This is a genomic window from Streptomyces sp. WAC 04229 (assembly GCF_003947455.1).
Taxonomy (GTDB): domain Bacteria; phylum Actinomycetota; class Actinomycetes; order Streptomycetales; family Streptomycetaceae; genus Streptomyces.
This window is the reverse complement of sequence record NZ_QHJH01000004.1, coordinates 76,796-96,431: the sequence shown is the minus strand read 5'-3', so window position 1 is coordinate 96,431 and position 19,636 is coordinate 76,796. Positions and strand designations below refer to the sequence as shown.

Here is a 19,636-nt window from a genome sequence, read left to right as displayed (position 1 = left end):
ATCGTAGCGCCCCGGCGGCCGTCACCCGAGCGTTATGTCTAACTGCTATCTATTGGTGGTCGCAGAGGAGGGCGGTCTGATGCAGGACGTGGTGCTGGCGCTGCTGGTCAAGGAGCCGTCGCACGGCTACGACCTGCGCAGGCGGCTGGCGGCGGCGCTCGGACCGTTGGGAGCGACACTGAACGCGGGGCAGATCTACGTCACGCTCACCCGTCTGGAGAAGGCCGGAATGGTCGTCCAGGAACGTGAGGACGTGCCGGTGCGCGGCCCGCGGCGCAAGGTGTACGCGCTGACCGCGGCCGGGCAGGAGCGGGCGGCCGCGTGGATGACCGAGGGCGGCGGGCCCAAAGCGGACGTGGCGGAGTTCCATCTGAAACTGGTGGCCGCCGCTGTCTCGGGTCTGGCCGACCCGGTCGCGCTCGTCGAGGCACGGCGGCGGGAACTGCTGCGCACGCTCGCCGAGGCTCAGCACGCCGCTCTCCTGGAGGACACGGATTCAGAGGCCGGGCTGCTTCTGGGGGGCATCGCGCTCCGGTTGCAGGCCGATCTGCGCTGGCTGGAGGCGTGCGAGCGGACCTGGTCCACCCGCGCCCCGCAGGGGAAAGGCGGAGCATTCGGATGACGAACGACGGTCGGCGGGTCAGGGGCCGGTCACGGCGAGGGGGCGTGGACGACGGCCCGGGCCCGGCACCGGTGGGGCACGGGCCAGGCGTCGAGGGCGACGTGCGCGCACCGGTACTGCGGGCCCTCCGTCTGACGCGGGTCTACGGTGAGGACGAGAGCGCGGTGCGCGCGGTCGACGGCGTCGACCTCGACGTACCCGCCGGACAGACGCTCGCCGTGACCGGCCCCAGCGGCTGCGGCAAGTCGACGCTGCTCCAGCTCCTCGGCGGGCTCGACCGGCCCAGCGACGGCGAGGTCTGGCTCGGCGGCCGGCGCATCGACGAGCTCGGCGAGCGGGCGCTGGCCAGGCTGCGGCGCCGCGCCGTCGGCTTCGTCTTCCAGGACTTCCATCTGATGGACGAGTTGACCGCCGCGGAGAACATCGAGCTGCCCGCGCTGCTGGCCGGCGCCTCGCCGCGCGCCGCCCGGAACCGCGCCGTCGGACTCCTGGACCGGGTCGGGCTCACGGACCGGGCCCGGCATCTGCCCTCGGAGCTCTCCGGCGGCCAGCGGCAGCGGGTCGCCATCGCCCGTGCCCTGGTCAACGAGCCGCTGGTGGTCCTCGCGGACGAACCCACCGGCAACCTGGACAGCGCCGCGACCCACGACATCCTGCGGCTCTTCGACGAACTGCGCGCAGGCGGGCAGACCCTGATCACGGTCACCCACGACGAGCGGGTGGCCGCCACGGCGGACCGCGTCGTCTCCCTGCGCGACGGCACGCTGGCCGGCGACACCCGCCTCGCCGTCGGCGGCAGCGGCAACGCGTTCGGCGCGCTGCTGAGCTGGGAGGGCTGACCGTGGGACGCCTGCTGCTGATCTGGCGTCTGGCCGTGCGCGACATGCGCCGCCGTCCCGGTGAGTCGGTGATGTTCGTGGTCGCCGTCACCGCCGCCATCGCCTCGCTGACCCTCGGGCTCTCGGCCAACGACGCCGTCACCACGGCGTACCTGAAGACGCGCGAGGCCACCGCGGGCCCCGACATCGTCGCCATCACGACGGCCAAGGACCCCTCCGGCCTGGCCGGACGGCTGGAGCGGACCCCCGGGGTGGCCGAGCAGGCCGATCCGGTCTTCGCCTTCGAGACCGAGATCCGGACGAACGGCCACACCGCGCGCTCCGCGATCGAGGGACGCGGTGACCAACCGGCCGAGGTCGACCAGCCGCTGGTGACTTCCGGTTCGTGGGTGCGTTCCGGCGGCGCGGTGGTCGAGCGGGGCTTCGCGCAGACGCTGGATCTCCACGTCGGCGACCGCGTCACGATCAGCGGGCGCGACTACCCCGTCGTGGGTCTCGCGATCAGCGCGGCCACCCCGGTGTATCCGTGGAACGACTGGGCGCAGGGGCCCGGGACGTCCGACTACGGCGGCGGCAGGATCTGGCTCACCGCCGCCGACACCCGCGCCGCCGCGGGCGACACGCCGGGCGTCCACCTGTTCCATCTGAAGCTGAAGGACCCGGCCGCGACCCTGAGATGGCGGGAAACCGTCTTCACCGACGAGCGCAGGGGCTCCGAGTGGGTCAACACCCACCACTGGCAGGGCATTCTCCGTACCGACGCGAGCATGATCAAATTCGCGCAGCCCGCCCTGGTCGTCGGCGGCTGGCTGCTCGCCTCGGCCGCCCTCGTCACCCTCGCCGCGCTCGCCGCCGTACGCGCCACCCGTGACAACCGTCGTGCCGGGCTGCTCAAGGCCGTCGGCGCGGGCCCCGGTCATGTCGCCGCCGTCCTGCTGGCGCAGTACCTGCTGCTGACCGTGGTGGCCACCGCCCTCGGGCTGACCGCCGGGACCCTGGCAGCACCCGAACTGGCCGATCCCGGGGCCGGGTTGCTCAACACCGTCAGCGGCCCGGCCACCGACACCGTCGTGGCCGCCGTGTTCCTCGCCGTCCTGGTCTCGCTGGCCGGCACGCTCGGCCCCGTCGTCCGCGCCGCCCGCTCCAGCACCGTCCACTCCCTGGCCGGCTCGGCGCAGCTGTCCACCCACCACCCACGGCTGAACGCCATGACGGCGTACCTGCCCACCGCGCTCCTGGTCGGGGTCCGGCTGCTCGCCCGCCGCCCCGGCCGCGCCGCCCTGACCGCCATCGGTACGGCGACCACCAGCCTCCTGATCACCGCGGTGCTCGCCTTCCACGCGGCACCGGACACCAGTACCGCCTACGCGCCGGACAACCCCCTCGCGGCGCGCAACCTCGTGACCAGCCAGGCGCTGCACGGCGTCACCCTCGTCCTGGTGGCGCTGTCCGCGCTCAACACGATCTTCCTCGGTTGGAGCACCGCCGTGCAGGCCCGGCGCGCGCTGGCCATCACCCGAACCCTCGGCGCCACCCCCCGCCAGGTGGTCACGGCCCTGTGCGCCGCCCAACTCCTGCCCGCCCTGCCCGGGCTGGTGGTGGGCATGCCGAGCGGACTGCTCGTGTACTGGCTGGTGAGCCCCGAGATGGCCATGCCCCCGACGACATGGCTGCTCGCCGCAGCACTCGGCGTCCTCCTGGCCGTCGGATCCCTGACCGCCCTGCCCGCCTGGACCCACACCCGCACCCCGGCCGGCCGCGCCCTCAACGCCGAACCGGCCTGAGAACCGACGCAGTTCCGCATCGCTCAGCTCCGGCTCGGCCGCCTCGGCGGAGTCCTGGACCGACGCCGGGCGGCCGGCGCCCGGCACACCGGGACCACTGCTGAGGAGCGGGGGCGACGAAGGCCGCCTCGCCGGGGCAGCCGAACGCCGAAACGCACCCGCGCGGTCTCCGGCCCCCGGACCCGCCACCGGTCCGGGACGCGCGTGCTCGACTCCCGCCGCCCCCGGCCCTGGTCCCCGGCGTGGAGGAGGAGACGCGAGGCTCCGCGGACTAGTCGTCTTCGTCCCGGCCGCTCAGTCCGCGTCGGAGCTGCGGGCGGTCAGGATGCGGACGGTGCGTTCCCCGGTGTGTCCGTCGCGGCCGTGCCAGCAGCGGAAGTTGTCCAGGACCAGGATGTCGCCCTCGTCGAGGCGGAAGCGGGGGAGGGACGGTTCGACGTCGAGTACGGCTTCGGTGAGGCGGTCGAGCTGGGAGGAGACGTGTTCGCCTTCGGGGTCGCGGTGAACCGGCACCGCTCCGTCCGTGCGGCGCACGACGCGGCGTCCGGTACGGGTGAACTCGACGTGGCGTCCGATCCTGGGAGTGGCGGGCAGCCCGCGCAGGTCCGCCCAGGCGCCGTACAGGTCGACGTCCGTGCTGGTGAGGAAGGTGTGCAGCGCGGGGTCGGTGGTGGCGAGGTGGTCGACGAACGCGTAGGCGTCCAGCGCGAAGGAGTCGCCTCCCTCGGGTGCCGGGCGGGCGCACTGGACGAGGACGTGGTCCTCGTCGGGGTGGCGCCTGCGGTGGGGGACTCCGCCGATGTCGACGACGACGTCGAAGCTGTCGGCGTGCAGGTGGACGGGGTTGCCCGGGTGAGAGGTGCGGACCCGTTGCGGGTACAGCTCGCGGAGTCGGTCGCCGACGACCTGGGCGGCGGCGACCACCAGGGCGTCGGGCGTGTTCTCGTGGCCGGTGAGGATCACCGCCCCGTCCCGGGCGAGCAGTTCGCGTGCCATCCCTGCGTTCCCGTGCGGGATGCGACCGGGGGCGACGCCCGGACCGGAGGTGGAGGGCGGGCGGTGGGTCTGAGCGGGTGCGTGCATGGCTCCAGGCTGCCCCAACAGGGGCCGTTCGTCGTGGTCGTCAGGGGGTGTCGTCGCGCGTGGCGTCGGTGAGCACGGCCCGCCCTCCGGCGTACTTCCGACCGCTCACGTCCACTCGCTTCAGCGTCCGGCGGCCTCCACGCGGTGGCGGCCCGCCCAGCCGGGTGAGGCCGCGGTGATCCGCACCACGCCGACCGCCTCGCGTCCGGTCCCGGGCTTCACGCCGGTTGCCAGATTCTGGAGAGCGCCTGAGGGGTGAGTACCTGCGCGGGCGGGCCGTCCGCGACCAGTCGTCCGTCGCTGAGGAGCAGGCAGGCGTCGGCGGAGCGGGCGGCCTCGAGATCGTGCGTGGCCTGGACGACGGTCGTGCCGTCGGCGACCAGAGCGGTCAGCAGAGCCGTGATCCTCTCCCGGGCCTCGGGGTCGAGGCCGGTGGTCGGCTCGTCCAGGAGCAGCAGGTCGGACTGCTGGGCGAGGCCCTGCGCGATCAGGACGCGCTGGCGCTGGCCGCCCGACAGCTCACCGAGCTGGCGGGCGCCGAGGCCGGTGACGCCGAGCCGTTCCATGGCGTGGTCGACCGCGGCCCGGTCCTGCCGGGTAAGCCGCCGCCACAGTCCCCGCTCGCCCCAGCGGCCCATCTCCACGGTCTGTCGCGCCGTGAGGGGGAGCGCGTCGCCGACGGCGCCGCGCTGTGGGACGAAGGCCGGTGGTGAGCCCTTCGCGTACCGGAGCTGCCCGGAGGTGGCGGTGATCACTCCGGCCAGCACGCCCAACAGCGTGGACTTCCCGCTTCCGTTCGGCCCGACGAGTGCGGTCATGGCCAAAGCCGGTATTTCCGAGCTGAGTTGGCGGAGTACGGGACGACCCGGGTAGCCGGCGTTCAGCTCGTGGAAGCGGACGCGCGCGTTCCCAGGATCGCCGTCCAGTGGCGACGGGGGGATGTTGTTGAACATGATTGTCATTGTAGGGTCTTCGTATGGAGTGGTTGACGGCCCCCTTCGAGGTGGCCTTTGTGCAGCGGGCCCTGTGGGCCGGGATCCTGGTGTCGGCGATATGCGCCCTCGCGGGGACGTGGGTGGTGCTGAGGGGGATGGCCTTCCTCGGCGACGCCATGTCCCACGGACTGCTTCCCGGCGTCGCGGTCGCCTCGCTGCTCGGGGGCAACCTGCTGGTGGGGGCGGTGATGAGCGCGGCCGTGATGACCGCGGGCGTCACAGCCCTCGGCCGCACCCCGCGGCTGTCCCAGGACACCGGTATCGGCCTGCTGTTCGTCGGCATGCTGTCGCTCGGCGTCATCATCGTGTCGCGCTCGCAGTCCTTCGCGGTGGACCTCACCGGCTTCCTCTTCGGTGACGTCCTGGCCGTGCGTGAGAGCGACCTGCCCCTTCTCGGTGCGGCCCTGCTGCTGGCGCTGGGCGTCTCGGCGCTCGGGCACCGGGCCTTCCTGGCGCTGGCGTTCGACGAGCGCAAGGCCCAGACGCTGGGCCTGCGCCCCCGGCTCGCGCACGCCGTGCTGCTGGGACTGCTGGCCCTGGCCATCGTCGCTTCCTTCCACATCGTGGGGACGCTGCTCGTCCTGGGCCTGCTCATCGCCCCGCCTGCCGCGGCCCTGCCCTGGGCGCGCGGCGTGAGCGGAGTCATGGTCCTGGCCGCGGTGGCCGGCGCCTGCGCCACCTTCGGCGGCCTGCTCCTGTCCTGGCACCTGGGCACCGCGGCCGGAGCCACCGTCTCGGCCCTCGCGGTCGGCCTCTTCTTCCTGTCCCACCTGGCGTCCGGCCTCCGGCACCGCCGCCGTGCGCTCCGTGCCGGCGTCCCCGCCCTGGCGGTCACCTTGGCCCCGAGCGCCACCCCGTCCCGACCGAACGAAACCTGAGGCAATCCCCTTGTTCGTCCGAAGAAACGTCACATCGCTGGCCCCGGCGCTGGCGTCCGTGGCCCTCCTGACCGCCGGATGCGGGGGTCAGGACGATGCCAGGTCCGGCTCCGAGAGTCCCGCTTCCTCCGCCACCCCGCACGGTTACGTGGAAGGCGCCACCGAGGCGGCCGAGCAGCAGTCCCGGCTCCTGCTCGGTGATCCCGAGACCGGCGACACCCGGGTGCTGGACCTCATCACCGGCAAGGTGCACGACACCGCCCGCAGGCCCGGGGTCACCGCACTCACCACGGACGGCCGCTTCGGCTACTTCCACGGCACGGACGGCACCCAAGTCCTCGACAGCGGCGCGTGGATGGTCGACCACGGCGACCACGTGCACTACTACCGCGCGAAGATCCAGGACGTCGGCGAGCTCCCGGGCGGCACCGGCACGAGCGTCCGCAGTGACGCGGGCGTCACCGTGGTCACGTCGGCCGACGGGAAGGCGGGCGTGTACCGCCGCGCAGAGCTGGAGAAGGGCGCCCTCGGCACCCCCGCCCGGCTCCCGGGTACCTACGCGGGTCCCGTCGTGCCGTACGCCGAACACCTCGTCGCCCTCACCGGCGGGAGCGGCGGCCCCGCCGAGGTCGCCGTGCTCGACCGGGCGGGCAAGCGCGTCGCCGGCCCGGAGGCGGAGTGCGAGGACCCGCAGGGCGACGCGGTCACCCGGCGCGGGATCGTCCTCGGCTGCGCCGACGGCGCCCTGCTCGTCCACGAGGACGACGGCGCCTTCACCGCCGAGAAGATCCCCTACGGCAAGGATGTGCCGAAGGCGGAGCGTGCCGCGGAGTTCCGGCACCGTCCGGGCAGCAGCACGCTCACGGCACCCGCGGGCAAGGACGCCGTCTGGGTCCTGGACGTCACCGAGGGCGCCTGGACCCGGGTGGAGACCGGTCCCGTGGTCGCCGCCAACACGGCCGGCGAAGGCGCGCCCCTGCTGGTCCTGGAGACCGACGGTGCCCTGCACGGCTACGACATCTCCACCGGCAAGGAGACGACGGTCACCGAACCCCTGCTGAAGGACATCCCCGAAGCGGAGCCCGGCGGCCCCGCGACGCCCGTGATCGAGGTGGACCGCAGCCGCGCCTACCTCAACGATCCCGAGGGCAGGCGCGTGTACGAGATCGACTACAACGACGGCCTCCGGGTGGCCCGCACCTTCCACCTGGACGTCCGGCCGTCCCTGATCGCGGAGACGGGCCGATGAGCGTACGCGTGGGTGCGGCACGGGTCCGTGCCCTGCTGGTGACCCTGATCAGCTTCTTCGTCCTCGCCGCCGCGGCCACCGGCTGCGCGGGCGGCGACGACGAACGGCCGCGGGTCGTGGTGACCACCAACATCCTCGGCGACATCACCCGGCAGATCGTCGGGGACGAGGCGGACGTCAGCGTCCTGATGAAGCCCGACGCCGACCCGCACTCCTTCGGCCTGTCGGCCGTCCAGGCCGCGGAACTGGAGAACGCGGACCTGGTCGTCTACAACGGGCTCGGTCTGGAGGAGAACGTACTGCGGCACGTGGAGGCGGCCCGCGCGTCCGGCGTTGCCACCTTCGCGGCAGGCGAGGCGGCCGATCCCCTCACCTTCCACACCGGGCAGGAGGGCGGCCCCGACGAGGAGTCCGGGGAGCCCGACCCGCACTTCTGGACCGACCCCGACCGGGTGCGCAAGGCCGCCGGCCTGATCGCCGACCAGGTCGCCGAGCACGTGCACGGCGTGGACGAGAAGACCCTCCGGAGCAACGCCGCACGCTACGACGGACAACTCGCCGACCTCACCACCTGGATGGAGAGAACCTTCGCCGCCGTACCCGGGAACCGGCGCGCCCTGGTCACCAACCACCACGTCTTCGGCTACCTCGCCGACCGCTTCGGCTTCCGCGTGATCGGCGCGGTCATCCCCAGTGGCACCACCCTCGCCTCACCCAGCTCCTCCGACCTGCGCTCCCTCACCCAGGCCATGGAGCGGGCCGGTGTGCGCACCGTCTTCGCCGACTCCTCCCAGCCCACCAAGCTCGCGGAGGTACTGCGCCAGGAGATGGGCGGCGACGTCGACGTCGTCCCCCTCTACTCCGAGTCGCTGACCGAGAAGGGCAAGGGCGCCGGCACCTACCTGGAGATGATGCGCGCCAACACCTCGGCCATGGCCGGGGGCCTCACCGGCGACTGAACAAGCCTCCCCGCGGCCCGGCGAACCGAACACGCCGGCCGTTCCACCACACGACCCCGCGCCCTCAGGGCCGGAGAGGAAAGACACAAGATGAACAGGTCGACACGCGCCAGAACGCTCACCGGCACGGCACTCGCCCTGGCGACGGCCATGGCGCTGACCGCCTGTGGCGGAGGCGACGACGCCTCGTCCGACGCCGAGCCGAAGAAGCAGACCAAGAGCAGCGAGGCCGCCGCCGTCAGGAACCCGGTCGTCGCCTCCTACGACGGGGGGCTCTACGTCCTCGACGGCGAGACCCTGAAGCTGGCGAAGACGGTCGAGCTGCCCGGATTCAACCGGGTCAACCCGGCCGGCGACGAGGACCACGTCGTCATCTCCACCGACAGCGGCTTCCGCGTGTTCGACGCCGCCCGCCAGGAGTTCACCGACGCCGAGTTCAAGGGCGCCAAGCCGGGCCACGTCGTGCGACACGGCGGCAAGACGGTCCTGTTCACCGACGGCACGGGCGAGGTGAACGTCCTCGACCCCGCCGACCTGGCCGGCGGCAAGCAGCCGACCACCCGGAGCTACACCTCAGCCGAGCCCCACCACGGCGTGGCCATCGAACTGGCCGGCGGCGAACTCGTCACCACCCTCGGCACCGAGGAGAAGCGCACCGGCGCACTCGTCCTGGACAAGGACGACAAGGAGATCGCGCGCTCCGAGGACTGCCCCGGCGTGCACGGCGAGGCCGCGGCCAAGGGCGAGGTGGTCGGACTCGGCTGCGAGGACGGCGTCCTGCTCTACAGGAACGGCAAGTTCACCAAGGTCGACGCCCCCGGCGACTACGCCCGCACCGGCAACCAGTCGGGCAGCGACGCCTCCCCGATCCTCCTGGGCGACTACAAGACCGACCCCGAGGCGGAGCTGGAGCGGCCGACCCGCATCTCGCTGATCGACACCCGCACCGCGAAGATGAAGCTGGTCGACCTCGGCACCAGCTACTCCTTCCGCTCCCTCGCCCGCGGCCCGCACGGCGAGGCCCTCGTGCTCGGCACCAACGGCGTCCTGCACGTCGTCGACCCGGAGACCGGCAAGGTCGAGAGGAAGATCGACGCCGTCGGCGACTGGACCGAGCCCCTGGACTGGCAGCAGCCCAGGCCCACCCTGTTCGTCCGTGACCACACGGCCTACGTCTCCGACCCGGGCAAGCGCCAACTGCACTCCTTCGACCTGGACTCGGGCGAGAGGCTGACCTCCGTGACGCTGCCGAAGGGCACCAACGAACTGTCCGGGACGGTGGCCGGTCACTGACCGGTCCCGTTCCAGGGATCCACGGACTGCTGAGCGGTCCGAGGGGGAACGCCCGCCGGCTCGTGTTCCGGCGGGCGTTCCGTACCGCCCTCACCAGGCCACCGGAAGGCTGGTGCCGGTGGCCGGACCGAGGCGTTCCTCCCGTGCCCCCGGGCAACGCGGTCCCGAGCCGACGGAGATGGGCGCGCGAACCCTGCCGCGCGCCCACGCGCCGGCCTCAAGCTTCGCGGACAGCCCGAAGGACGAGCCGCTCGGCGTTCTCGTCGTAGGCTCGCCCGTCGAACCCACCGAAGATCTCCACTCGGCGGAACCCCGCCTCCTCGGCCATCCGCCGCAGTTCCACCGCGCTGTACACGAACCACGTCAAGGTCGCTCGCGTCACCCGTTCGCCCCTGACCAGCACCCACTCGCTGCGCAACCGCGCCCACTCGTCGATCGCCGTGTCGGTCTGCACCATCACGTCGTCGCCCCGCCGCACCACCTTGGGCGGGGTGACCCTGCGGGCCAGGAGCTCCTTCCCGGCGAGGTCCAGGACGAGCGTGCCGCCGGGCGCCAGACAGGTGTGCATGGTGCGCAGTACGCGCGCGTTGTCGGCAGGGTCCTCGAAGTACCCGAAGGAGGTGAACAGGTTCAGGACGACGTCGAAGCCGCCGGGTTCGCTGTACTCGCGTGCGTCGGCCCGCACGTACGTCACGTCGGCCCCGGCGTCGGCCGACCGCTTGCGCGCCCGGTCCAGCATGGCCGGGCTCCGGTCGACCCCGGTCACCCGGTGACCCCGGCGGGCGAGCGGCACGGTGAACACTCCGGGACCGCAGCACAGGTCCAGGACACGTGACCCTTCCGCGAGGGCGAGCAGGGGAGAGGTGCCGAGCAGTTCCTCGGCCTGCTCGTAGCGCTGCTCGGAGAAGAGGAAGTCGTGGAACTCGGTCCAGAAGTCATCGTCCTGGAATCCGCCCGTCCGTGTCATCGCGCGTCAGTGCTCCTTCATGGTTGTCGTCGGGGACAGGGCGCCGCGCCGTGCGGTGGCGCACCGTGAGCAGCAGAGGGGGAAGCAGCAGACATTGGGCGGCCGCCAGCAGCCAGAACCAGCCAGTGTGTCCGGCCCGTTCGCCGAAGCCGTACAACTGCCCGCCCAGCACGCCGCTCGCGCAGGCGCCCAGGCCCGACGCCAGCCGCTGTTGGCCGAAGACCACGGCGTCGGAGCGGCGGCTGCGGCGCAGCGCCTCCAGGTCGTTCTTGAGGAAGAGCACGATGTCCCCGAGGGTGATCAGCGCGCCACCCGCCAGCAGTGCCGCCCGGGTGCCGGCCGCCAGCACGGCCATGCCCGCGGCCAGACCCGTGAACCCGACCGCGAGGGCGAGGGCGTACGGCATGCGCCGGATCAGGCCCGACGCCAGCGGCTGGACGACGATGACCAGCGTGAAGCAGAGCAGCAGCACCATGCTGTAGAAAGCGCCGGAGGCACGCTCGACGGCGTACACCGCCAGGAAGTGCTGGAAGTGGAAGTAGAGGTAGAAGGCCAGCGCGTTGGCGGCGAACGGCAGGAGTGCCAAGCCGGCCAGGAGCCCCGGGGAAGCCGTCCCCCGCGACGCGGTGTGACCCCCGCTGTCCGCGCCGTCGCTCCCCGGCAGCCGCGCGTGTCCCGCCGTGACCGCGAGGAACAGCGCCGTGACGGCCGCGAACAGCCAGCCGGGCGACGACAGGACGAACGGTCCGGCGATGAGCGGGCCGACCGCCATCCCGGCGTTGAGCGCCGCGTTGCCCGCCGACAGGAAGGCCGGGCGGCGCTCGTCCTCGACGCCGTGCACCAGGTACGCCTTGTTCGCGGGCAGGTACAGCGCGGCACCGCAGCACGTCAGGACCAGCGCCCAGATCGCGAGCGGCGGCCAGCGCAGGGCCGCGAGGAACCCGGCGAACCCGGCGGTGCGCACGACCAGTGCCCACACCATCGTGCGGCGCAGCCCGATCCGGTCCGCGAGGGCACCGCCGACGATGCCGCCGGAGAACTGCACGAGCGATGCCGCGGCCAGGACGACGCCGACCGTGCCCAGCCCCATCCCGAGACGCTCGTGGAGGAACACCGACATGAACGGCAGGACCATGAAGCTGCCGAGCGGAATGAGGAACGAGCTGAGGAGGAGGAACCGCAGCGGACCGGTGAGCGGGAACAGCGAGGCCCGCGGGCCCGGCCGCCGGGTGGTGCGCTCACCCACCGGGCGCGTCCCGGCCGGGCGGGACGGTGCGTACACGCAGGGCGTTGGCGGCGGCCACCGCGCGGTGGGTGGCGAGTTCGGCGGTCTCCGCCTCCGCGTACACGATGCCCGCGTATCCCCGGCTGTCGCCCAGGTGCTCGATGAGTTCGCCGGCCTGCTTGGTCGGGTACCAGGCGGGATTCCCCGGCATGCCGGTGAGCCGGTCCAGCCCGGTGACGCCGGTGAACACGCCGGGAACGGCCGGGTAGCCGAGGACGAAGGCGACGGCCGGGCCGCCGGGAAGGTCCACGTCCATGAGACCGGGGCGGCGGCCGACCGCTGCCTCGACCATCGCCTCGTACACGTTCACGCCGAGGCTCCGGCACAGGCCTTCTCCGACCAGCGCACCCCCGATGCGGGGATTGACCTCCACCACTTCCGGGCCGTCGGCGGTCAGTACGAACTCCACGTGCGCGAAGCGGTCGGTGTAGCCGATGGCTTCGAGGACCCGGTCGAGCCAGCGTTCCAGAGACGTCGCCTGCGGCGCCGGGAAGGCGACCGGGAAGGCGGTGATCTCCTCCCGGAAGTGCGGCTCGGGTGACATCAGCCGGCTGGACACCCCCAGCAGGCGGGTCCGGCCCGCCCAGGTGAGCGTTTCGGCGCTGTACACCGGGCCGCTGAAATACGGCTCCGCGAACAGGCGTCCCTTCAGCTCCCGACCGGACGCCTCCACCAGCGCCGCGTCGAGTTCACCGTCGTCGCGCACCAGCCACACGTTCTGGCTCCCGGTGCCCGCGGTGTCCTTGAGCACGAGCGGCAGCCCCGCCTCCTTGAGCAGCAGCCTGCGAGCCTCGCGGTCCGGGTCGGCGCCCTCGACGGCCCTCGCCCGGGTGAGACCCGCATCGTGCAGCCTGTTGCGTACGGCGGCCTTGTCCCGGGTCAGCCGCAGGACGGCGGGGTCGAGACCGGGCATGCCGAGGCGTTCGGCGAGGGCGGCGCCGCTCAGGGTCCAGGTGTCGGTCGAACTGATCAGACCGCCCAGCCGCGGGATGCGGCGGAGATGAGCGGCGACCCGCTCCACGTCGAACGTGTCGGTCACGACGACTTCGAGGGCACCGGCGGGCAACCGGTCCAGTTCGTAGGCGTAGTAGGCGGGATCCCGGGTGAGGAGCACCAGGCGTTCACCGAGCCGGTCGGCGGCGCGGACCAGATGGCCGAGGCCGAACGTCAGGGACTCCAGGCAGGCCACGGTCATGCGTCATGCTCCTTCCGGTCTGCCGGGCAACTGGTGCGCTGCCACGTCATCCTCGACCAGGGCATGGTCATCTCCTGCGGCCTGCGGACCTCGACGGGTTTCAGCGCAGCCGGGTCCAGAGCCTCCGAGTGCCGGGCGAACACGCGCTCCACGTAGCGGTGTCCGGTGTCGGCGCCGATCACCAGGTGCGTTCGGTCGGGATGGCGCCGGCTCTCGTACGTCGCCGTGAGATAGCCGGCACCGGTGGACAGCCCGGCGAACACCGCGTGCTCGCGCAGCAGGGCGACGGCACCGGACATGGCATGGGTGAAGTCCAGCCAGTGCACGGTGTCGTAGAGATGGTGCCGGACGTTGTCGAAGGCGATGGACGAGCCGATGCCGGCGATGATCGCCTCGGGATCGTGATGGTCCTGGCTGCCGAAGGTGACGCTGCCGAAGGGCTGCACGCCGACCAGACGCACCGAGGGGTCGGTGCCGCGCAGGCGCTCGACGATGCCGCCGGTCGACGCTCCGGAGCCCACCCCGCCGACGACGGTCAGCGGTGCGTCCGGGAATTGAGCCGCGATCCGGTCGGCGACCTCCTGGTAGCCGAGGTAGTGGACGTCGTCGTGGTACTGGCGCATCCAGTGGTGTCCGGGACGCTCGGCGAGGATCTCGCGCACCCGTCGTACTCGCAGTTCCTGGTCGAGCTTCAGGTTCCGCGACGGTGTGACCTGTTCCACGGTGCTGCCGAGGATCTCCAGTTGGGCGAGGGTGGTGGCGTCGACGGTGGTGGACGCGACGATGTGGCACCGCATGCCGTACCGGTGGCAGGCCAGGGCGAGCGCGTAGGCGTAGATGCCGCTGGAGCTGTCGATCAGCGTCTGCCCCGGACGGACGGTGCCTCGGTCCAGTAGATGGCGGACGGCGGCCAGAGCCGAGTAGATCTTCATCGACTCGAACCGCAGCAGGACCAGTCCGTCGGTGAGCCGGACGAGGTCCGGGGCTTTCAGGGCGTCGGCGATGTGGGGGTGGATCACCCGTAGCCTCCTTGGGCGAAGGTGCACTGGTGGCCGAGCGAGCGGAAGAACGCGGAGAGGTCGGACATGACCTGTGCGCCTGGGCGCGAGGCGAAGAGATAGCCGGCCAGGCAGCCGGTGTGGGCGACGAAGACGCCGTCGGCGCCGAACCGCTCACGATGGGCTTGCAGGCTGCCGAAGGTGGCCTTGGGCAGAACCTCCTGGGACAAGGCGGCGCTGACCGTCGCGGCACGGGCGACGGCGGCCGGGTCACCCGAGTCGAAGCCCTTCACCAGATCGGTCAGACACCGCTGGTACTCCTCGCCGCGGCGCCGGTAGTGGTCCAGTAGCAGAGGAGTGACGGCGGCGGTGTCCACCGTGCCGGGTTCCGTGACGTAGGCGGTGTGGAAGCCGACATCCGGTCCCAGCCGCCGCACCACCCGGTGCCGGCCGCTGAGGTACAGGGCGAACTCGTCGAGGAAGACGCTGTCGGAGCGCTCGATCCGCGCGAGGACGCCGCGCATCACCTCCGTGTCGTACGGCAGGGAGAAGACGCGGAACAGGCAGCGCAGCGTCGCCACGATGTCCGCCGTCGAACTGGCCATACCCACGCCCACCGGCAGTTCGGAGTGGGTGTGCCAGTCACCGGGCGGCAGAGTGACGCCGTAGTGGTCCAGGAAGAGCCGGACCGCCTCCACCGACTTCGTCCCGAGCGGCGGCGCGTGCGGCGGAGGACCGGCCGCCGTCCGCGGAGTGAAGTAGACCCACGAGTGGCGGTCCACGGGAAAGGAGACCACCGCGATCTCAGGATCGGCGCCCACCCGCAACGGGCCTTGGTACAACTCACCCAGAGTGCCCTGGCAGACACCGGACACCGTGCCGCCGTCCATGTCCGGCTCCCGGGGGCGGTACGGCCGACGCGAACCGGCTGGGTCCCGCACACCATCCTCCTCCGTACCGGGCCTTGAACGCCGACCGGGAAGGAGGCGCGGCCACCCGTACGAAGTACGACCGCTCTACCGCCGACCCAGTCCACGAGGTCACGTGCACAGCCCGCGGGACGCGGGCGCAGTGGCAGGTCTTCGGACTCGCGGGCACGTCCGCCACAAGGGCGGACACCTACCGGCCGTCTCTTCCCCGGCCCTGGTGCGGGCCCAGTGACATCGACGGCTTCCGTTCCCACTCACCGCTGCGGGACAGCCCCGGATTCGCACCGGGTTCCCTCTTGCGTCGCGCCACCGGGCGCCCGGCCGGGCGGGAGGCGCGAACCGACTGCGGACATCAGCGTACGGGCGCTCCGGCGCCGGCGACAGTGCGGCTTCGACGGTTGTCTTGAATGTGGAGGGCGGAACGAACGGTGTCCCCCCCACGCGGTTCTGGTTCGGACACCGTCGTGGCCATGCCGTTCAGCGCTGGTCGGTGGCGAGCTCCGCGTAGCCCCAGTCGCGTTCGCGGCAGCACCACTTCGCCCGCACCGGCCGCGGCGTGCGGCTGCCGGCCATCGTCAGCCGTCGTCCGTTCCGTGAGGAAAAAGCGGGCAGAGAGCCGCGGACGGCGAGGCCGGCGCCCTGCTGCTGGCGGCCGACGGACCGGTCACCGCCAGGTGCGCCCTGTTCGACTGCTTCTGGGAGGCGGCCACCCTCTCGGACATTCCCCGGACCGGGCCCGAGACCGCGACGCCTGCGGACTGACCCGCCAGGAGGTTGAGGTGGTGCGCATGCTGAGCCAGGGACTCACCGACGAGACGGTCGCCAAGCACTTCAGTGTCTCCGCCCGTACCGCCCGCCTTATCGCGGCCGAACTGATGGACAAGCCGGGCGCCCGCAGCCGCTTCCAGGCCGGCGCCCGCGCGGTCGCGAAGGGCTCGCTCAGCGGCGAGGAGTAGCGGAGCCGGGGACGGACGGCTCGGCCGATCGAACGCGGGTCGGCCCGGCGAGCCCTGGAAAACGGCACCCCGAGAGACGTGGTCTGCCCTCGGACGGAGAGTGCGGTGTGGAAGGTGACCGCGGGCTCGTCGTCGCGCGACCGACACCGCAGGCCGACCATGAGAGTCCGGGATGGAAGAACGGGAGAAGACGACCTCGTTCGGCAGCGCACCCCGCCACCGTGAAAGACGGCGGCTGCCGACGAGCGCTGCCGAGTCGAGGAGGACGTCCGCTCCGTCAGAGGAGAATGGTGAAGACCTCCGTGCCGGTCCGCTCGTCGAGGCTCGACGTGAGGCAGCCAAGGACGTCCAGGTCGACGGTTGTCACCTCGCGTATGACCGCGGAACCTTGCGCGTAGCCGGATGTCACGGTGCCTGCCCCGGTCACGATGGTCTGGTTGGCTACCCGGACGACGGTCGGCACGGTGAGGGCGACGGTGCTCGTCTGGCCGTTGGCCCAGTGGTAGACGATGACGCTGGTCGGCAGAACCGTGTCCGTCAGCGGTGGGATCAGGCAACTGGCCTGCTCGTTGAAGGAAGCGGACGAGGTACCCGTGAGGAAGGGACCACCTATGCACGTCAGTTCCTCGTTCACGCTGACATCGGTGATCCGCGGCAGGGGGCCCAGTGGGGGTGCGTAGGTCTGTTTGGCTGCTCCGGTGCAGACCACGGTGGCGGCGGCCTGGTCCTGCGCGGCTTGCGCTGCCCCTGCAGGAAGAAGGACAGTGCCGAGGAGAACGGCTGAGGAGAGCGAGAGCAGTCTGCGAATACGGGACATGAACCGGCCTTCCGTTGGCTGGGAAACGCGACACATGTGGCGCGGGGGAGGGTGCTGCCCTCGCTGTAGGTGATCGAGGTGACCCCGTCGTCGACCGGGCACGAGCCATGGGAACAGTGCGACCATGCTGCCCCTGTTGGGACAAGCGGTACATAGTCCTTTCAGGGGGCTCGTGCACCCCCTCGACGGCGCACACCCCGTGCGAAAGCCCGCGCCTCGGGTGCCTCGGCGGGGACCTGAGCCCTGGTGGCGGGAACGCACGGAGCGCGGTGACGGCGACTCCGCACCGGAGGCACAACACGCCTCACCAAGTGAAGGCGGGCTCTGCGAAAGGGGCGTGCACGGCGACGGTGGACTGGGACAGGATTCTGCGGGCACTCGACGCCAGGGCACCGCCGGTGTCCAGGTCGAAGACGACGCGCGCTCCTGGGAAGAGGCTCTGCCGTAGTGAGGCCGGGAAGTCCACGCGCGAGACGAGGTTCTCCGCCATGGCCCGAGGCACCGTGTCACCGTCCCGGTACACCCGGCCGCCGGCAGCCGAGTGCACGGGCATCGTAGCGGGGTGCCGCTCGTAGGAGGCCACGACGGCGCTGAGCGCTTCTGTCTGACGCGACAGGCTCGGATGGTGCGAACCGAACGGCACAGGCGTGACGACGGCTTGGACGCCCATCGCTGATGCGGCCTCACGCAGAGCACGTCCTTCACCTCCCGGGACGGTGACCACCACGGAACGGTCGTCGAAGACCAAGGCTGTGCTCGCGTCACGAACCCCGCTTCGTAGGATGATCTTGTCGGCCTCCTCGCACGAGCACTTCAAGGCGACCATCCGGCCCGGGCAACTGCGCTGCACTTCAGCGGCCTTGAGCGCCAGATGCGCTCCGTCCCGAAGGCTGAAGACCCCGGCGGCCGTCATGGCGGCGAAGTCCCCGGCACTGACGCCGAGCACGACTGCCGGCCTCCCGTGAGCATCACAGAGCGCCTGGTGGGCTGCGAGAGACGCGACGAAGGAGGCGAGTTCGAGGGATCCCGTCCGCTGCAACTCCTCGACTGACGGTGGATCGGCTTCGGTGAGGAAGCGTGACAACCTCGCTCCCCCCTCGGCGGCGGACACCTCGTCCGTTTGCTCTGTGATACGGGCGAAGGCATCAGCGAAGCGCTCACTGCGGCCTGCTGCCGCGGAGATGGCCGCGGGCGCGAAGGTGCCCTGGGGTGGGAAGACGTGGACGGACGCGCCGGCGAATCCAGTTGCCGGCTCCCGCGCTGACTCGATCACGACGCGTCTCCTCGCGAAGGGGGCGACAGCGTCTCCCGCTGCTTCCCGGACAACTCGGAGATGGCTGAGGCGATCTGGTCACCCGCGGACTCGGAGTCCACCTCCAGGGCGTTCAGCAAGTTCGCGAGCATGACGTAGTAGCCGGTCAGCATGATCAGTTCGACCGCCTGCCGCTCGCCGAGGGCTTGACGCAGTGCTGACACCGTCGCGTGATCAAGCGTGTGCTCCCGCACCAGCTCGCCGGTCGCCGCCAGTGCGACCTCCTCGTCCTCCGTGAGCCCGTCGATGTGTACGGTCCCTTCCACGGTGGCGGCGGTCTGCTCAGGGGTCATGCCACATCGTTCGGCGACAGGGGTGTGTTGCGCCTGTTCGTACGCGCAGCCGACGCGGCCCGCAACGGAAAGGATCACAGCCTCGCGCAGGCGTGCGGGAAGGCTGGTCGCCGAGAGCAGGGCCACCCCGAGGTCGATGGCGGGCTCAGCCACCGCCGGCGCGTGGGCGAGCATACGGAACACGTTGAGAGGCACTGGGGTGCGCGTCAGCACCGCCTGGGAGCTGCGTTCGTCAGGATAGGGAAATCGAGCCATGCCGTTCTCCGTCTCTGGTGTGAGGGCTGCCTCCCCCCACCGGTGATCTCCCCCCACTGTTCGGGGCGCGGAGACCCCTCGGAAGGTGCGCCTGCGTCGTCGAGGCTGCGGAGCCGGACGCACGATCACCGGCCTGTGGTGTTCGGCTTGCCGATCCGGGCGACCACACACCACCCCGGACACAGGGAGGCGTGAACGTGATGAACGTCTTCACCTCTCCGTCGGCGCCGGGCCCCACGGACCTCGCCGCGTCTTGGCCTTCCGCGCCGTACACGATGAACTCACCCCAGGTGAACCGTCCGGTGCTGCCCAAGGCGTCCCTTCACGCGACCAGCGGGCCTCACCGGAAGGAAAGCGACTCCCTGCTGCGTCGTAGCGATCACAACGCCCAACTCGTCGACCCGGTGACCGAGTCCCGCACTACTGCCACGGGACGGCGGTGAGGTAGAGGGGGAAGTCCGCTGACGTCGGTCAAGCAGACGTCGACCGAGCCGGCTTCATGCTGTCTCAGTTCCGTCAGAAATTACGTGGCACGACAGCGAGCCGGCTGGGGCTTGCTCAGATGCGGAGAAACCCACGCGGTTTCGCGCGCAGCAGGTCGGCGTTCCTCGATTTCTGGACAGCGAGACGTTCGGGGCCGGGGCGAACCGATGAGACCGGCGGCCCTCACCTCGCTGCCTACCCCTGGAAGTCGCCCTGACCGGGGCTCCCACACCCCGTAACACGGGAGTACGAGTGAACGCGATCAGCGGCGATCGTGAGAAGCCGTTGCCTCGCTCGCTGCGCGCAGAGGAGAGGCTTCACGGACACCGGCGTCCGATCCGGATCCGGGTCCCTCGATCGGGTTCCGCCGTGATCCGTCGCAGTCGGTACGGCGGCCCCCGGCGAGGGATGCACGGCGGACCAGGACGGCGACGTGGTCGTAGA

Annotated in this window: 18 protein-coding genes and 1 riboswitch; of the genes, 8 read left to right on the top strand and 10 right to left on the bottom strand. The window is 71.5% G+C overall.

Annotated features, from left to right (window positions below):
• Positions 1-79 precede the first annotated feature (79 nt).
• Genes DMH12_RS02145 through DMH12_RS02135 form a run of 3 tightly spaced genes read left to right on the top strand, consistent with a single transcriptional unit; the run spans position 80 to position 3,245 of the window.
• Positions 80-622 carry a PadR family transcriptional regulator gene (locus DMH12_RS02145; protein WP_125489801.1) on the top strand — a complete coding sequence of 181 codons (543 nt, stop codon included), beginning with the start codon at positions 80-82 and terminating at the stop codon, positions 620-622.
• A complete protein-coding gene (locus tag DMH12_RS02140) occupies positions 619-1,461 on the top strand; it encodes an ABC transporter ATP-binding protein (protein WP_125489800.1) in 843 nt (280 codons plus the stop codon). The genes DMH12_RS02145 and DMH12_RS02140 overlap by 4 nt, the downstream gene beginning before the upstream one ends.
• A gap of 2 nt (positions 1,462-1,463) precedes the next feature.
• Entirely contained in the window at positions 1,464-3,245 is a 1,782-nt protein-coding gene (locus tag DMH12_RS02135; protein ID WP_125489799.1) for an ABC transporter permease, read from the top strand.
• A 294-nt stretch (positions 3,246-3,539) separates the two neighbouring features.
• Here the strand turns inward: DMH12_RS02135 and DMH12_RS02130 are convergent, their stop codons facing one another.
• Entirely contained in the window at positions 3,540-4,241 is a 702-nt protein-coding gene (locus DMH12_RS02130; RefSeq protein ID WP_125489798.1) for a TauD/TfdA family dioxygenase, read from the bottom strand.
• A 305-nt stretch (positions 4,242-4,546) separates the two neighbouring features.
• A complete protein-coding gene (gene aztA / locus DMH12_RS02125) occupies positions 4,547-5,290 on the bottom strand; it encodes a zinc ABC transporter ATP-binding protein AztA (protein ID WP_185832101.1) in 744 nt (247 codons plus the stop codon).
• Between the two features lie 14 nt (positions 5,291-5,304).
• On the opposite strand from aztA, the gene aztB reads away from it, so the two are divergent.
• From aztB to aztD, 4 genes are all read left to right on the top strand, one after another.
• Complete coding sequence (gene aztB, locus DMH12_RS02120) at positions 5,305-6,201, top strand: zinc ABC transporter permease AztB (RefSeq protein ID WP_125489796.1); 897 nt, start codon at positions 5,305-5,307, stop codon at positions 6,199-6,201.
• Positions 6,202-6,211: 10 nt separating this feature from the next.
• The gene (locus DMH12_RS02115; protein WP_125489795.1) at positions 6,212-7,450 is read left to right on the top strand and encodes a hypothetical protein; all 1,239 of its coding nucleotides are present in this window, start codon (positions 6,212-6,214) and stop codon (positions 7,448-7,450) included.
• Positions 7,447-8,409 (top strand): zinc ABC transporter substrate-binding protein AztC, encoded by a 963-nt coding sequence (aztC, locus tag DMH12_RS02110; protein ID WP_125489794.1) that lies wholly within the window; start codon positions 7,447-7,449, stop codon positions 8,407-8,409. The genes DMH12_RS02115 and aztC overlap by 4 nt, the downstream gene beginning before the upstream one ends.
• A 90-nt stretch (positions 8,410-8,499) precedes the next feature.
• Positions 8,500-9,702, top strand: coding sequence for a zinc metallochaperone AztD (gene aztD / locus DMH12_RS02105; protein ID WP_125489793.1), 1,203 nt, complete (start codon positions 8,500-8,502; stop codon positions 9,700-9,702).
• Positions 9,703-9,919: 217 nt separating this feature from the next.
• On the opposite strand, the gene DMH12_RS02100 is transcribed toward aztD, so the two are convergent.
• Genes DMH12_RS02100 through DMH12_RS02080 form a run of 5 tightly spaced genes read right to left on the bottom strand, consistent with a single transcriptional unit; the run spans position 9,920 to position 15,037 of the window.
• Positions 9,920-10,669 (bottom strand): class I SAM-dependent methyltransferase, encoded by a 750-nt coding sequence (locus DMH12_RS02100; RefSeq protein ID WP_125489792.1) that lies wholly within the window; start codon positions 10,667-10,669, stop codon positions 9,920-9,922.
• The gene (locus DMH12_RS02095; RefSeq protein ID WP_125489791.1) at positions 10,638-11,915 is read right to left on the bottom strand and encodes an MFS transporter; all 1,278 of its coding nucleotides are present in this window, start codon (positions 11,913-11,915) and stop codon (positions 10,638-10,640) included. Before DMH12_RS02095 ends, DMH12_RS02100 begins: the two co-directional genes overlap by 32 nt.
• The gene (locus DMH12_RS02090) at positions 11,908-13,149 is read right to left on the bottom strand and encodes an ATP-grasp domain-containing protein (RefSeq protein WP_125489790.1); all 1,242 of its coding nucleotides are present in this window, start codon (positions 13,147-13,149) and stop codon (positions 11,908-11,910) included. Before DMH12_RS02090 ends, DMH12_RS02095 begins: the two co-directional genes overlap by 8 nt.
• The gene (locus DMH12_RS02085) at positions 13,146-14,168 is read right to left on the bottom strand and encodes a cysteine synthase family protein (RefSeq protein WP_125489789.1); all 1,023 of its coding nucleotides are present in this window, start codon (positions 14,166-14,168) and stop codon (positions 13,146-13,148) included. The genes DMH12_RS02090 and DMH12_RS02085 overlap by 4 nt, the downstream gene beginning before the upstream one ends.
• Complete coding sequence (locus DMH12_RS02080; protein WP_125489788.1) at positions 14,165-15,037, bottom strand: hypothetical protein; 873 nt, start codon at positions 15,035-15,037, stop codon at positions 14,165-14,167. Before DMH12_RS02080 ends, DMH12_RS02085 begins: the two co-directional genes overlap by 4 nt.
• Positions 15,038-15,220: 183 nt before the next feature.
• Positions 15,221-15,387, bottom strand: a riboswitch (cobalamin riboswitch).
• Between the two features lie 477 nt (positions 15,388-15,864).
• On the opposite strand from DMH12_RS02080, the gene DMH12_RS38900 reads away from it, so the two are divergent.
• Positions 15,865-16,032 carry a hypothetical protein gene (locus tag DMH12_RS38900; RefSeq protein WP_185832100.1) on the top strand — a complete coding sequence of 56 codons (168 nt, stop codon included), beginning with the start codon at positions 15,865-15,867 and terminating at the stop codon, positions 16,030-16,032.
• 277 nt (positions 16,033-16,309) lie between these two features.
• Here the strand turns inward: DMH12_RS38900 and DMH12_RS02070 are convergent, their stop codons facing one another.
• The 3 genes from DMH12_RS02070 to DMH12_RS02060 all read right to left on the bottom strand — a co-directional run bounded on the left by DMH12_RS02070 (position 16,310) and on the right by DMH12_RS02060 (position 18,709).
• The gene (locus DMH12_RS02070) at positions 16,310-16,849 is read right to left on the bottom strand and encodes a hypothetical protein (protein ID WP_125489786.1); all 540 of its coding nucleotides are present in this window, start codon (positions 16,847-16,849) and stop codon (positions 16,310-16,312) included.
• Positions 16,850-17,153: 304 nt separating this feature from the next.
• Entirely contained in the window at positions 17,154-18,122 is a 969-nt protein-coding gene (locus DMH12_RS02065; protein ID WP_125489785.1) for an acyltransferase domain-containing protein, read from the bottom strand.
• A complete protein-coding gene (locus DMH12_RS02060) occupies positions 18,119-18,709 on the bottom strand; it encodes a carboxymuconolactone decarboxylase family protein (RefSeq protein ID WP_125489784.1) in 591 nt (196 codons plus the stop codon). The genes DMH12_RS02065 and DMH12_RS02060 overlap by 4 nt, the downstream gene beginning before the upstream one ends.
• Positions 18,710-19,636: the final 927 nt, after the last annotated feature.